A 14,103-nucleotide genomic window follows, 5' to 3' on the forward strand; every position below is an offset into this window, starting at 1 on the left:
CACCAAGCACTCTCAATCGTAGTAAAACCGCTCCGACATAATTCGGCTAGGCGGCGCACCGCGCTTTCGCAGGTGGGCTTCGATGATATCCATCATGGCGGGCGGTCCGCACAGGACAAAGACCCATTCGTTGAATTCTTCTGGCAAAAATATCTGATCCATCAGCGCGCCATCAATCAGGCCCGATTTGCCGTGCCAGTCTGTTGGCGGGTCAGACAGCACATAGGTCACGCCCTGCGTGCCTAATTCTGTTTGATAGGCGATCTGATCGGCTGTGCGGTTACCATAGACCAGCTTCACTTTGCGCGGATCGCCCGTTAGGCGCATTTGCCTCAGAATGCTAAGCAACGGCGCCAATCCGACACCACCTGCAATCAACGCGACGCCCGGTTCGGGACGGCCATCGACGGGCAGGTTGCCGTAGGGGCCATCAATATAGGCAATAGTACCCGGTTCGATCTGGCCAACGGCGCGCGTGAAATCGCCGAATTCCTTGATCATGAAAGACACATCCGGTCCGGCGGCGGGGGCGGATGCAATCGAAAACGGGTTTTCCTTGAGCGAGAAAGAACTGTGCCCGACGTTCAGCCAAGCGAATTGCCCCGCCTGAAACTTTAGGCCCGAATGACCCTTTGGTGTGACGGTCAATTCCCACTGTTCAGCGCCCAAGGGGGTGACCGAAGCCACCTGCCACGCACGCTTTCTCTCGCGCAGTGGTTCAACCATGTAGACATAAAGCAGGGAGCCAACCGCCGCCCCCGTCATGGCGATCCAGAGCCAAAACATGACCGGCTGCGATCCATACCGCCCCGCACTGACCGTGTGGTGCAGCAAAAGGGCCGCGATCAAGACCGCGCCAATGCCATGCATCGCGCGCCATGTCTCGTATTTGTAGGAAAGTTGCGTGCGCCCGATTGCTAAAATAACAAGGCCAGCCAGCAAAAGATACGCCATGATGCCCGTCGAAAGAGCCGCAAAATCGGTGGTGATCGTAAGTTGGCGCGACGGGTCCCAAGGCCGCTGTCCCCCCGATGGGGTCCGTTGATACAGGAAGGGGTGAAGCAAGGCAAAAGCCAGCGCCGTGCGGGCCATAAGCTGGTGAAACCGCATAGTCACATCCATGCCGATGCCCTTCGAGATCGCCTTGAAGCGACCGGACAGGACGAATTCCATCAAGACCATCGAAAAGGCAAGAATTCCAAGGCCGGAGGCAAGCTCTTGGTGGAGCGCGCGCGGCGGGGCGTTGATCAGCCGGGACAAGACCAGCGGCAAAGTGACAGCAGCAAGATAGGCAACGAGCAACAGCAGCGGTTTCATAAAGTTGTTCCGGGCACTTGGGCAGGCAAGATAAATGCGTTTCCCTGACAGCCTAGATGCTTTGTCAGGGGCCAAAGTGTCATGAATCAATGAATGACCCGAAAATGTTCAAACCGGACGTGAACGGTGGCCGAACTTGTCTTTGCATTCAGAGGCGGGATCAGTCATTTTCAGTCACCGCCTTGGTATCGCTTTGGCGCGCATAAACCGTTTTTTGCGCTGCAATCGGGAAGGGTGCATACGGTGCGCCCTATAGACCGTACCAAACGCCCAGCTTGGGCCGTGCATTGCAGTGGCGGGCAGGGGGAACCACCGATGCAAGGGGTGCAGTTAATCAGAAGGCCCGCACCTTTGGCCGCCTCTGTCGTATCGGCAGGGTAATTCGGACCGAACGTCGCCAGCAGTTCACCCTAGCCTAGTGCCCAACGCCTGCTTTGGCAGATTCCCCATATTCCAGCGAATATCACATGATATCTGGCGTGGTTTTCACTAGACTCTTTGGTGCTACGCTCTAATTCATGAGAGTGAAAAATTAAACATCCTGGAAATGAAATGCCGACAAGATCAACTGACGAGAGGGCCAGGGAACTTCTGCATTTGCAGGAAGAACTTGCAGCCAACAATCCAGAGAACGCAATTAACAGCGCTCAGGCGCGCAAGGAATCAAACCGGCTAACCTTTCTTGAGGCAATGATGGAAACGGTGCCGGTCGGCGTTGTGATGGCTGACGGTGAGGGACAAATCATTTACGGCAACAGCCATGTCGAAAAGATGGTGCGCCATCCGGTATTCCTTTCCGAGAATGCGGATGCCTATGGCGAATGGATCTCGTTTCACGAGGATGGCCGTCAGGTTGAGGCACACGAATATCCCCTTGCTCGGGTGATTATCGACAAGGAAGACCACTCGGAAATTGACGTGAATTACCAACGGGGCGACGGGACGTTTTTTTGGATGCGTATCATCTGCGAACCCGTTCTCGATGGAAGCGGCCAGCGCATCGGGGCGACAGTTGCCCTGATCGACATCGACGAAGAACGTCGCCTGCGCGATGCGCAAAACATTCTGATCGCCGAACTGAATCACCGGGTCAAAAACGCCTTTAGCGTCGTGAAATCCATCGTCAGCCAGTCCTTGCGCAAGATGCGCGTGCAGATCGGTTTGCGCGAAACCATTGATCAAAGATTGAACGCCTACGCGGTCGCACATTCCAAATTGGTCGGCACCACATGGGACCGTGCAGATATCGGGGCTGTCGCTGCTGATGTGCTTGACCCCATCGGCGGCGGGCGGATCATCATGACCGGACCCGAGGTCGAAATTCCCTCGCGGCAGGCGCTTGCTTTTTCGATGGCGTTCTACGAGCTTGCAACCAATGCGATGAAGTACGGTGCCTTGTCCGTTCCCGGCGGCCGCGTCAATTTGTCTTGGGAACTAACTAAGGCACCTGATGGTTCTACCTTCGAACTTCATTGGATCGAGACGGGCGGGCCTGCTGCGGAAAAACCGGCCGAGACAGGTTTTGGCAGCGTCATCACCGGTCGGGCGCTTCAGATGGAGACGGGCGGAGAGATCGAAGCATCTTTTGATCCTGACGGGTACAAATGGCATCTTTGGATGCCGCAACAAACGGAAGACTTTTCAAAAAAATGACCAACGCTCCCCAGAATATATTTATTGTCGAAGACGAAGTCGTTGTGGCCTTTGAAATGACGGACATCCTTGAGGACATCGGCTTTAACGTTGTAGGCCCCAGCATTCATCTGGAGGACGCCAAGGTCAAAGCCCGCGAAGGTGATATCGACATCGCCTTTCTTGACGTAAACCTTGGCAATAACAAAACATCGAAACCCGTAGCGGACATCCTGAGGGAGCGCGGGATTCCTTTTGTGTACATCACGGCCTATGATCGCGATCAGATCAGCTTTGTAGGGCCAGACGATCGTGTAGTGAAAAAGCCGGTGAGCAGTCAAAAGCTGATCGAAACTCTGCGCCGCGTCTATCCCAACCTCGAGACCTGATCGACCGCAGCAATCTATCGCGGTCAGGTCCGGGTCAGCCTGCCGCGACATCGCAGCGATTTGACATGACAGCTGTCGTGTAAGAACATATAGAGAACGTATGGTTAAGCATACGGTAGAACAAAAGCTCGCGATTCTGAGCGACGCAGCGAAATATGACGCATCTTGTGCCTCGTCCGGGTCAACGAAACGCGATTCGCGCGACGGCAAAGGGCTGGGGTCGAATGAGGGCAGCGGCATTTGCCATGCCTACGCGCCGGACGGGCGCTGCATATCGTTATTGAAGATCCTGCTGACGAATTTCTGCATTTACGATTGCAGCTATTGCATCAACCGCGCCTCGTCGAACGTCACCCGCGCAAGGTTCAGCGTGGACGAGGTCGTGAAACTGACCATCGAATTTTACCGCCGCAATTATATCGAAGGTTTGTTCTTGTCCTCGGGCGTGATCCGATCGCCGGATGCGACCATGTCTGACATGGTGCAGATCGCCCGCAAATTGCGCCACGAGGAAAACTTTCGCGGCTATATCCACCTGAAAACCATTCCCGACGCCGCCCCCGAACTGGTCGCCGAAGCCGGTCTGCTGGCGGACCGGCTGTCAATCAACGTCGAATTGCCCACTGACGCCGCCGTTCAGCAATATGCGCCCGAGAAAAAACCCGACCAGATCCGCAAGGCGATGGCCGATTTCCGGCTGCGCAAAGAGGTGTCCAAAGACAAATCCCACACGGGCAAGCGCCCCCCGCGTTTTGCGCCTGCCGGACAATCGACGCAGATGATCATCGGGGCGGACGGGTCGAATGATGCCGCTATTTTGGGGCAGTCCACACGGCTTTATTCCAGCTACAAACTCAAGCGGGTGTACTATTCAGCCTTCTCGCCGATCCCTGACAGTTCCTCCAAACTGCCGTTGATCCGCCCGCCGTTGCAGCGCGAACACCGGCTGTATCAGGCAGATTGGCTGCTGCGCTTCTACGACTTCCAGCTGGACGAAATCACCTCCGTCACCGCCGACGGGAACCTTGATCTTGAGGTCGACCCGAAACTCGCGTGGGCCTTGGTTCACCGCGAAGTATTTCCACTAGACGTCAACCGCGCCAGCCGCGAGATGCTGTTGCGGGTGCCGGGGTTCGGTGTGAAAACCGTCAATCGCATCCTGACCACCCGCCGCCACCGCACGCTGCGTTTTGAGGATCTGTTGCGGATGGGCGCGTCGATGAAAAAGGCCCGCAGCTTTATCACGGCGGGCGGTTGGTCCCCTGGCGGACTGACCGACAGCGCGGATTTGCGCGCCTGTTTCGCGCCGCCCCCCGAACAGCTGTCCCTGTTCTGATGCACCGCGCCGTCATGCCAAAGATCGGCACCGCGCAGGCGTGGCGCGAATCGGCGCGTCAGTTTCTGGCATGCGGTATTCGGCCCGAAGACATCCTGTGGGGCGATGCCTCTACCGCGCCTGATCTGTTTGGGGGCGACGTGCCCTTGCGACCAAACCGCCAAGTCACCGTGCCGCGTAGTTTCATCAGCATGGCCAGCAGTGTGGTCTGGCACAGCGACCCCGAACGCTTTGCCCGGCTTTATGCGTTTTTGTGGCGGCTCAAGGATGCGCCGCACCTGATGTCCGATCGCGGCGATGCCGATCTGTCGCGCCTGCGGCGCATGGAAAAGAACGTGCATCGTTGCCAGCACAAGATGAAAGCTTTCGTGCGCTTTCGCGAAATCGGCAGCCCCGATGCGCCGCGCCGGTCTTTTGCCGCGTGGTTCGAGCCGACATACCATACGATCGAGCCCACGGCTGACTTCTTTGTGCGCAGGTTCAGCGATATGGATTGGCGTATTCTGACGCCGGACGTGTCAGTTATGTTTGAGAACGGCAAACTGTCGTTCCAAGAAGGGGCGGAAAAACCGACCCTGCCCGAGGACGCCAGCGAGCAGCTGTGGATCACCTATTTCCAGAACATCTTTAATCCCGCGCGTCTGATGGTCAAAGCCATGCAGTCCGAGATGCCCAAGAAATACTGGAAGAATATGCCCGAGGCGGCATTCATCCCCCAGATGATCGCTGACGCCCCCGCCCGTGCGCGCGCCATGGCCGAAGCCGCCCCATCGTTGCCCCCCGCCCGTATGCGGCAGGTTCAGGCGCAATTGTCGGCGCATCAGTCGGCGTGGGACGGCCCCCAAGGCGCATTGCCCGCCGCGATATCCGCCTGCACGCGCTGCCCTTTGCATTGCAATGCGACCCAAGCCGTGCCGGGCGAAGGGCCGATGGATGCGGATCTGATGATTGTGGGCGAACAACCCGGCGACCAAGAGGACCTGAGCGGTCGCCCCTTTGTCGGCCCAGCGGGGCAACTGTTTGACCAGATCGCCGCGCAGGCCGGGCTGGACCGGACGCTGGCCTATGTCACCAACGCGGTGAAACATTTCAAATTCACACCGCGCGGCAAGCGGCGCATTCACCAGCGGCCCAATACGTCAGAGATTGACCATTGCCGTTGGTGGTTGGATGCGGAAATTGCGCAGGTGCAGCCCAAGTTGATCCTTGGCATGGGGGCCACCGCCGCCGAAGGCCTGACAGGCCGCCGCGACGCGATCCTTGCCCGCCGTGGCAAGGTCGAAGAAACGCCAGACGGCACGCCCGTGCTGTTGACCCTTCACCCGTCTTATCTGTTGCGCTTGCCTGACGCTGCCGCCAAGGCAGACGCAACCGCGCAATTCAAGGACGATCTGCAAACAGCTGTGCGGATGTTGGCCTAAACTGTAGGGAACTGGCATCTCCTCTTGCAAAGTGGTGCGTGGCGTCCATATACCATCCACATGGATGGAGAAACATCATGAGCAACGTCAGACAGATCCGGGACAAGTTGCCGGAGAACGAAAAGATCACCATCAATCTGGGCTTTGTCGATCTAGGCCGGATTGATCTGTTGGTGCAGGAAGGGTTCTATTCGAACCGCAGCGATTTTATCCGCACCGCCATACGAAACCAGTTGGACCACCAGTCCGACACCGTGACCCAGTCGATTGACCGGCACACGATGGAACTGGGTCTGCGCGACTATACCGTCGCCGATCTGGAAGCTGTGCAGGCCGCGAACGAGCTGCTGCACATCAAGGTCGTGGGCCTTGCCCGCATTGCCCGCGATGTGACGCCCGAACTGGCGTTGGCCACCATCGGGTCGATTACCGTTTTAGGCGCGCTTCAGGCCAGTGCCGAGGTGAAAAAGGCCCTTGGCGCGCGGATCAGCTAACCCCGATTTAATCCTCTAAAGGAAACCAAAATGAGTAATGATTTTAACTCGGCCATGCGCCGGGCCAGCGAACTTGTGCGCACGGGCAACCCCGTGGGCGCGACCCAGATGATACAAGCGGCACTTGCCAAGGGCGGCCTGTCCAGCCCAAGCGCAGGCCTGAACCCTGAAATGAAGGCGTTGGGCGGTGGTAAAATCGGCCGCAGTCTGCGTGAAACATTGGCGGGCCTTGGATCGCTGCCGCAATCAGTGATGCCGACGGCTAACGTGACAGAACCGCCCCTCCCTGAGGGCGCGCGGTTTGACGGGGGCACCTTCACCTGCGCGCAAGGCAGCCGCGACTATCGCGTTTATGTACCCGCTCTGAACGGTGCCAGTCCCAATGGCATGATCATGATGCTGCACGGTTGCACCCAATCGCCCGTGGATTTTGCCAAGGGGACGGGGATGAACACGCTGGCCGACCAACATGGGCTGATCGTGGTCTATCCGGCACAATCGCGCGGCGCAAATATGCAAAGCTGCTGGAACTGGTTTGGCCCCGCCGACCAGACGCGCGATGCGGGCGAACCCGCCATCCTTGCCGGTCTAGCACAACAAATGCAGCGCGATCATCGGGTCCCACAAGGGGCCAGCTTTGTCGCGGGTCTATCGGCGGGCGCGGCGATGGCGGTGATCTTGGGCCAGACCCACGCCGATGTGTTTAGCGCAGTCGGGGCCCATTCCGGCCTGCCGTATAGAGCGGCGCACGACGTACCTTCGGCCTTTGCCGCGATGGGGTCTGGCGGCGTGCGCGCACAGAAAACACGACCGATCCCAACGATTGTGTTTCACGGCGATGCCGATAGCACGGTGCACAACACGAATGGTCACCAGATCGCTGACGGGGCCGCCACAGGCCCCCAAGTGGTGGAGGACGGCACCGCTGGCAAACGCAGCTTTACCCGCAACACCATACTGTCCGCCGATGGCCATGCCGTGATGGAACATTGGACAATCGCGGGCCTTGGCCACGCGTGGTCTGGCGGCAATAGCGCCGGTTCCTACACCGATCCGAACGGTCCCGATGCCAGCGCCGAAATGGTGCGGTTCTTCCTTGATCTCCCTTTGAAAGACGCATGATATGACCCATTCCCTGACATTTGATGCCATTAGCGAGGCAACCCCTGGCCCCAAATGGACCGCCCGTTGGCAGCGGTCGTGGCCCGCTTACGAGGCGTGGTTTGTGGCGCGCGATGGCGACACTGGCCCTGACCGCGCGGCCTGCGAAGCGGCCTTGCGCGACTACATGCCCGAGCTGGTGCCGGTGCACGCGGAACTGACCAAACTGGCAGGCGGATCTGACCGTGCCGCGCGGTTCCTGTCGACGTGGTGCCCGCCCAGTTATTTGGGGGGCTGTTCGCTGGCTGTGGCCACGTCGCATGACGACATCCGCCTTGTGCGTAATTATGATCTGTCGCCCGACCTGAACGAAGGGCTGTTGTTGCACAGTGCATGGACCGGTCGGCGCGTCATGGGCATGGTCGAATTCCTGTGGGGGCTGTCCGACGGGATCAACGACGCGGGCCTTAGCATCGCGCTGGCCTATGGCGGGCGGCAGGAAACCGGGCGGGGGTTCGGGATCACCACGATTCTGCGCTATGTGCTCGAGACGTGCGAGACTGTTCCCCAAGCCTTGCGTGCCTTGCAACGGGTGCCATCCCACATGCCTTATAACGTTGTGGTCGCCGATGCCTCCGGCGCGGCAGCGAGCGTCGAGATATACGCTGGTGGTGGGGCAAAGGTGCAGCCGAAGCTGGTTGCCACGAACCACCAGACCGATGGCAGCACGCCTGACCGGGGCGCATTTACCCAAACGTTCGAGCGGTCGGAGCATCTGAATGCGGTGCTGTCAGACGGCGCGGCACCGTCAACTTTGGTTGGCCGGTTCAAGCACGCCCCCTTGAAGCAGGACCGCTATGCAGAAGGCTTTGGCACCTTGTTTACAGCCGAATACGAGCCCAAACGCCGCTGCATGACGCTGCATTGGGAGGGGGCCGCTTGGGCGCAATCGCTTGATACGTTCGAAGAAGGTACGCGGAATATCCAGTACGGGGAGGCCGCCGTCGGGTGGCCACATCACGCGGGCGGTATAGACTGGGTCAAAATCGGCATGGAATATGCCGCCGGTCGGCAGCCGGACTGGCGCAGTTTTGTCCCAGACTGGGGCAACGTGGCCTAGCGCAACGATAAACCCTTTGGCCGTTGGCCAGTTAACGCGCCTTGATGATTTTCTATGTCGTTAGGGCGCGTCAACGAAACCCTCAGGACGTTCTGCCTGTGCAGCCAAGCCTTACCATGCCTTTGGCTGCGATATTCGACCGCATCAATAGTTTACTAATTTTGTCGGGTTGACATACCTTATCAAATAACTCAGGTATGGTGAACGTCAAGCCACCCCGCCTTTGTAACTGGGGAAGCCCGACACGTGAGCCATGTGAGGACTTCTAGATGCATCATTTTGCACCCCATTCAAAACCGCGCGCCAATGTTCAAGCCCGCAAACCAATCAAAAACAGCAATAGGCTGGCAGGTCTGCGCAATCACGCACGCCTGTACGGAGGGCGGGCAGGATGAGCTTTCATACCGTTCCGCCACAACGTGCCCCCGCTGACCAGCCACCTACATATGCGGCCAGCGATTTGACCGGCAGCGGTGGTCTGGCGCAGATCGTGCTGAACGATCAGACCTACACTTTGCGGATCACGCGGGCCGGGAAATTGATCCTTACCAAATGATCAATTCATATCGCTAACGCGGGGACGCACCTGTCGGCCAGATCGCAAGGTCGACTGTGGTCGCACGGGCTTGGTGCCTTGACGGCTGTTTTTGCCTGATGGCGCACAGGTGCAGGCTAGACCGTAGCCCCCGCAAAAATTTACCAAAGGGAACACCCATGAAATACAATCACCTGCTCACGACAGCGGCTTTGCTGGCGCTCGCGTCCCCGGCTGCCGCAGTCGAAAAGACCGAGGTGCTGGACACCTATGCGAATATAGCCGCTGCCAAATACGGGGATAGTTTGATCACCGCCCAACGGCTTCGGACTGCTGTGCAGGCTTTGATCGCAAGCCCTTCGTCGGACAGCCTGACAGCGGCCCGCTCCGCGTGGCTTTCAGCGCGCGTGCCCTATCAACAGACCGAGGTGTACCGCTTTGGCAACGCAATCGTGGACGACTGGGAAGGCAAAGTGAATTCATGGCCTCTGGACGAGGGGCTGATCGACTATGTTGATGCGTCATACGGCGGGCCGTCGGATGAAAACGAACTGGCTGGATTGAACGTAATCAGCAGCCCCACGTTTACCCTGTCGGGCACCCAGATCGACGCTTCGGCCATCACGCCTGAATTTCTGTCCGACACCCTGCACGAGGCCGACGGGATCGAGGCGAACGTGGCCACGGGGTACCACGCCATCGAATTTCTGTTGTGGGGGCAGGACCTTAACGGGCATGACGCGGGCGCGGGCGACCGGCCTTGGACCGACTATGCAGCGGGCGATGATTGTACGAATGCCAACTGTGACCGCCGGGGTGAATACCTTGCCGCCGCGACAGACCTGCTGGTGTCCGATCTGGAATGGATGAGGGCGCAATGGGGCGACGACGGTGCCGCGCGCAAAGCGTTGACCCAAGATACCGACGCAGGTCTGGCGTCGATCCTGACGGGTATGGGGTCGTTGTCCTACGGTGAACAGGCAGGCGAACGGATGCGCCTTGGCCTGATGTTGAACGACCCCGAAGAAGAACATGACTGCTTTTCCGACAACACGCACAACAGCCACTATTACGACGGGCTTGGCATTCAGACCGCCTATCTGGGGGAATATGTCCGCGTTGACGGCACGCAGGTTTCAGGGCCATCCCTTGCCGATATGGTCGCCGAGGCAGATGCCGACCTGAACCTTGAGATGCAAGCCAAGCTGAGCAATACGATGATGGCGCTTGGGCGGATCAAAACCGCAGCCGAGGCCGGGTTCGCCTATGATCAGATGCTTGCGCGGGGCAATGCGGGGGGCGAAACCCTGATCATGGGGGGCGTCGATGCCTTGATTGACCAGACGCGTTCGATTGAACGTGTCGTGACGATGCTTGGCCTTGACCAAATCGCATTCGAAGGGTCCGACAGCCTTGATGCGCCAAGCGCCGTATTCCAATAAAACAACCCGCCAGCACACCTGCCAGCCACGTTGATCCATACCTAAACCGGGACAACTAAAGATGAAAAAAACGATACTTACTGCGGGGCTTTACGGCCTTGCGCTGACGGGTGGCACGGCTGTTTACGCGCAGGATACTGGCTTTGTCTGGGGTGGCAGTATTGAGGTTGGCGTTGACAGCACCGTCAACGCGACCGACCCCGCAGCAGAATTGACGGATACCTATGTAACTGTGGACGCTGCCTTTGAGGCAGCGCTGACGGACCGGATCAGCGCCTTTGGTGCGCTGACGCTTGAATCAATTACGGATGCCACGGATGATCGCGCCTTTGACGATTTGGGGCTTTATGTCGGTGAATTGGGCTTGCGGTTTGCCTTTGGCGAAACTGTGGTTTCAGCGGGCAAGATCAGCCCGGTTTTCGCCGTCGCATGGGACGCCGCGCCGGGGTTCTACGGGACGTCGCTGGCAGAAGACTACGAGCTGAGCGAAATGATCGGTGTAACCGTTGATACGCCCTTGGGCAACACGGGCGGCGTTTTGTCATTCGCCGCGTTCTATGTCGATGACACGTTCCTTAGCGACAGCATTGGCAATAAACGCGGGCGCAATTCCGTGGCGGCAGGGGGCGTCGGCAACACGGGCAAGCTGAACAACTTTGCGGTCCAGTACACTCGGGACTTTGGCGACACGACCGGCTGGATCGGCGCGCGCCACCTGTCTGCGGGTGATGGCGATGTATCCGATGAAACCGGCGTCGTTATCGGCGCGTCCCATGATTTTGGCAATGGTTTCGACATGATCGCCGAGGTCGCGCATTTTGACGGGGCAGGCGGCACCGACACGAACGCCACCTATGCAACGCTGGGCGCGGCTTATGCGTTGGACGATTGGACGTTTTCCACGACAGCCACTGCGGTTGATACAGCTACTGGCACCGACAGCATGATCGCATTCGGCGTGGACCGCGCGCTGACCCAGACGGTCGAGGTCAATTTTGGCATCGCACGCTTCGACGTCGGAGGCGAGAAATCTACCGCCGTCGGGTTGGCCGCTGTGGTTTCATTCTAGGGATAAAATCATGATTTCCTGCCCCATCCAAACCGGTGTTGCCCGCGCCACAATCAAGACGGGAACAACTGGGCCGACAGGCGGGTCAGGCGAAACAACGGACAGAAATATGCATCAAAAATGGGCAAGAACTGCCAGCCTTGTCGCAATGGCGGTGGTTCTTGGGGCCGCCGCCACGGCGCAAGAACAGGCGTTCAATCTGGGTGATCCGCATCTGAACGTAGTCGCGCGAACAGCCGATGAGGCAGCGCGTATTGCCGCCGTCACAGCGCTTGCCACTGATTTTACCACACCGCAAAACTTCGAGGAAAAGCCCGCAGGCGCGGCAACGGTACGCGCCCGCAAAACCGCCGACGCGTATTCGCAGCCCTCGGGTAATATCACCTTCGAGGACGAGTTGACGTTCAAAGTCGGCAACGGCCTGTTTCGCAAATTGTGGGTGTCGACGCCCGCATCGACGCTGGCGTCCGACGGGCTTGGCCCGCTTTACAATGCGCGGTCCTGTCAGCGCTGCCATCTTAAGGACGGGCGCGGTCACCCGCCCGAAGGCCCCAACGACAACGCCATTTCCATGTTTCTGCGCATCTCTATTCCGGGCACGGTTGATGACGCGATGGCGCAGATCAGCGATTACATCGCCACCCGTCCCGATCCGTCCTATGGCACGCAATTGCAAGACAAGGCTGTGCTGGGCCATGCCGCTGAATACCGGCTTGAGGTTACCTATGAAGAAGAGGTGATCACCCTGGCTGACGGGCAGGCGGTTTCCCTGCGCCATCCAACCTATACAGCGGCGGATCTGGGATACGGACCCTTGCACCCCGAGGCGATGCTAAGCCCGCGTGTGGCACCCCAGATGATCGGTCTGGGACTATTGGAAGCCGTATCCGCCGCAGATATCCTTGCTGGTGCCGACCCTGACGATGCCAATGGCGACGGCATATCAGGGCGTCCAAACATCGTCTGGTCGCAGGTCCACGGGCAGCCCATGTTGGGCCGCTTTGGCCTGAAGGCCGGAAATCCGACCATTCTGGAACAATCAGCCGCTGCTTTTGTCGGTGATATCGGCATTTCCAACCCGATCTTTACCGCAGGTTCCGGTGAATGCACCGATTTGCAGGCCGATTGCCAGGCCGCCCAGCACGGCGACGGCGATGACCGCTTGTTCGAGATCGATGCAGAGGGGCTGGATCTGGTTACCTTCTACAGCCGTAATCTTGGCGTTCCGGCACGCCGTAACGTAGGGGGCGCAGAGGTGTTGCGCGGCAAGGAGCTGTTTTATCAAACGGGATGCACAGCCTGTCACACCCCCAATTTTGTGACCCAACGCCTAAAAGACCGACCCGAGCAAAGCTTTCAACTGATCTGGCCGTTTACCGATATGTTGTTGCACGACATGGGGCCTGCGTTGGCCGACAATCGCCCCGAAGCCCGCGCGACGGGCAGCGAATGGCGCACACCGCCATTATGGGGCATCGGGTTGACCCGACAGGTCAGTGAGCACAGTTATTTTCTGCACGATGGGCGCGCCCGGTCCCTGCTGGAAGCTGTTTTGTGGCATGGCGGCGAAGCTGCAGGGCAACGCGATGCCGTAATCCAGCTTTCTACCGCAGATCGGGACGCCCTGATCGCCTATCTGGAGAGTTTATGAGACGCATTATCCTAAGTGCTACGCTCGCGGTTGTTCCCTTGGTCGCATCGGCTGGAACACCGCAAGAAATCATCACCAACGTTGTTGATGGCCATATTCTGTTGCGGATGGGTATCTTTGATACCATGTCCCGCAGGCTTAGCGAAGCGTCGCAAGTTAACTGTGATCCGGGCTCGGAAATGCTCCGGACCACTTATGGCGACGCATTCGATGCGTGGGTTGCGGTCAGCCATTTGCGCTTTGGCCCGACTGAAATTGATGATCGCGGTTTTGCATTGGCGTTCTGGCCCGACAGCCGCGGTGCCACCCCGCGCGTGCTTGCCGCGCTGATTGCGGATCAAGATCAGGTTGCAGAAAGCACCGAAACCTATGCCGATGTGTCCATCGCGGGGCGCGGTTTTTATGCCATGGAATATCTGCTGTATGATCAGACCCTTAGCAGCGCAGGTGATCGCGGATATCACTGTACGCTGATCCAGACTGTCGCCGGTGATATCGCCGCCAACAGCACAGCTATACTGGACGACTGGCAATCTTTCTATGCGGATCGCCTGATGAACCCCGGTCCGGACCGCACATATCATTCCCAAGACGAA

13 protein-coding genes are annotated in these 14,103 nt (G+C 58.7%); 12 read left to right on the plus strand and 1 reads right to left on the minus strand.

Annotated elements, in window-relative coordinates:
• Positions 1 to 12 precede the first annotated feature (12 nt).
• Entirely contained in the window at positions 13 to 1,317 is a 1,305-nt protein-coding gene (locus ABYT07_RS13505) for a ferric reductase-like transmembrane domain-containing protein (protein WP_372992393.1), read from the minus strand.
• A gap of 597 nt (positions 1,318 to 1,914) precedes the next feature.
• Between ABYT07_RS13505 and ABYT07_RS13510 the strand changes: the two genes are divergently transcribed.
• The 12 genes from ABYT07_RS13510 to ABYT07_RS13565 form a co-directional block, all read left to right on the plus strand.
• Positions 1,915 to 2,970 carry an HWE histidine kinase domain-containing protein gene (locus ABYT07_RS13510; protein WP_372992395.1) on the plus strand — a complete coding sequence of 352 codons (1,056 nt, stop codon included), beginning with the start codon at positions 1,915 to 1,917 and terminating at the stop codon, positions 2,968 to 2,970.
• Positions 2,967 to 3,338, plus strand: coding sequence for a response regulator (locus ABYT07_RS13515; protein WP_372992397.1), 372 nt, complete (start codon positions 2,967 to 2,969; stop codon positions 3,336 to 3,338). The genes ABYT07_RS13510 and ABYT07_RS13515 overlap by 4 nt, the downstream gene beginning before the upstream one ends.
• Positions 3,339 to 3,438: 100 nt before the next feature.
• Positions 3,439 to 4,674, plus strand: a complete 1,236-nt coding sequence (locus ABYT07_RS13520; protein WP_372992399.1) for a putative DNA modification/repair radical SAM protein — start codon at positions 3,439 to 3,441, stop codon at positions 4,672 to 4,674.
• Positions 4,674 to 6,095, plus strand: a complete 1,422-nt coding sequence (locus ABYT07_RS13525) for a UdgX family uracil-DNA binding protein (RefSeq protein WP_372992415.1) — start codon at positions 4,674 to 4,676, stop codon at positions 6,093 to 6,095. The genes ABYT07_RS13520 and ABYT07_RS13525 overlap by 1 nt, the downstream gene beginning before the upstream one ends.
• Before the next feature lie 77 nt (positions 6,096 to 6,172).
• On the plus strand, positions 6,173 to 6,589 hold the full coding sequence (locus tag ABYT07_RS13530) for a CopG family transcriptional regulator (RefSeq protein ID WP_372992401.1): 417 nt from the start codon (positions 6,173 to 6,175) through the stop codon (positions 6,587 to 6,589).
• A 30-nt stretch (positions 6,590 to 6,619) separates the two neighbouring features.
• Positions 6,620 to 7,711: a PHB depolymerase family esterase gene (locus ABYT07_RS13535; protein ID WP_372992403.1), complete on the plus strand. Its 1,092-nt coding sequence runs from the start codon at positions 6,620 to 6,622 to the stop codon at positions 7,709 to 7,711.
• A 1-nt stretch (position 7,712) separates the two neighbouring features.
• Entirely contained in the window at positions 7,713 to 8,810 is a 1,098-nt protein-coding gene (locus ABYT07_RS13540; RefSeq protein ID WP_372992405.1) for a C45 family autoproteolytic acyltransferase/hydolase, read from the plus strand.
• A gap of 391 nt (positions 8,811 to 9,201) precedes the next feature.
• Entirely contained in the window at positions 9,202 to 9,366 is a 165-nt protein-coding gene (hemP, locus tag ABYT07_RS13545; protein ID WP_372992407.1) for a hemin uptake protein HemP, read from the plus strand.
• Positions 9,367 to 9,524: 158 nt separating this feature from the next.
• Positions 9,525 to 10,787 carry an imelysin family protein gene (locus ABYT07_RS13550; protein WP_372992409.1) on the plus strand — a complete coding sequence of 421 codons (1,263 nt, stop codon included), beginning with the start codon at positions 9,525 to 9,527 and terminating at the stop codon, positions 10,785 to 10,787.
• 61 nt (positions 10,788 to 10,848) lie between these two features.
• Positions 10,849 to 11,856, plus strand: coding sequence for a hypothetical protein (locus tag ABYT07_RS13555; RefSeq protein WP_372992411.1), 1,008 nt, complete (start codon positions 10,849 to 10,851; stop codon positions 11,854 to 11,856).
• Positions 11,857 to 12,004: 148 nt separating this feature from the next.
• Positions 12,005 to 13,507, plus strand: a complete 1,503-nt coding sequence (locus tag ABYT07_RS13560; RefSeq protein WP_372992417.1) for a di-heme oxidoredictase family protein — start codon at positions 12,005 to 12,007, stop codon at positions 13,505 to 13,507.
• Positions 13,504 to 14,103: imelysin family protein (locus ABYT07_RS13565; RefSeq protein WP_372992413.1), on the plus strand; the 600-nt coding region annotated here is incomplete at its 3' end. The genes ABYT07_RS13560 and ABYT07_RS13565, both read left to right, overlap by 4 nt.

It is taken from the genome of Sulfitobacter sp., assembly GCF_041552635.1.
Classification (GTDB): domain Bacteria; phylum Pseudomonadota; class Alphaproteobacteria; order Rhodobacterales; family Rhodobacteraceae; genus Sulfitobacter.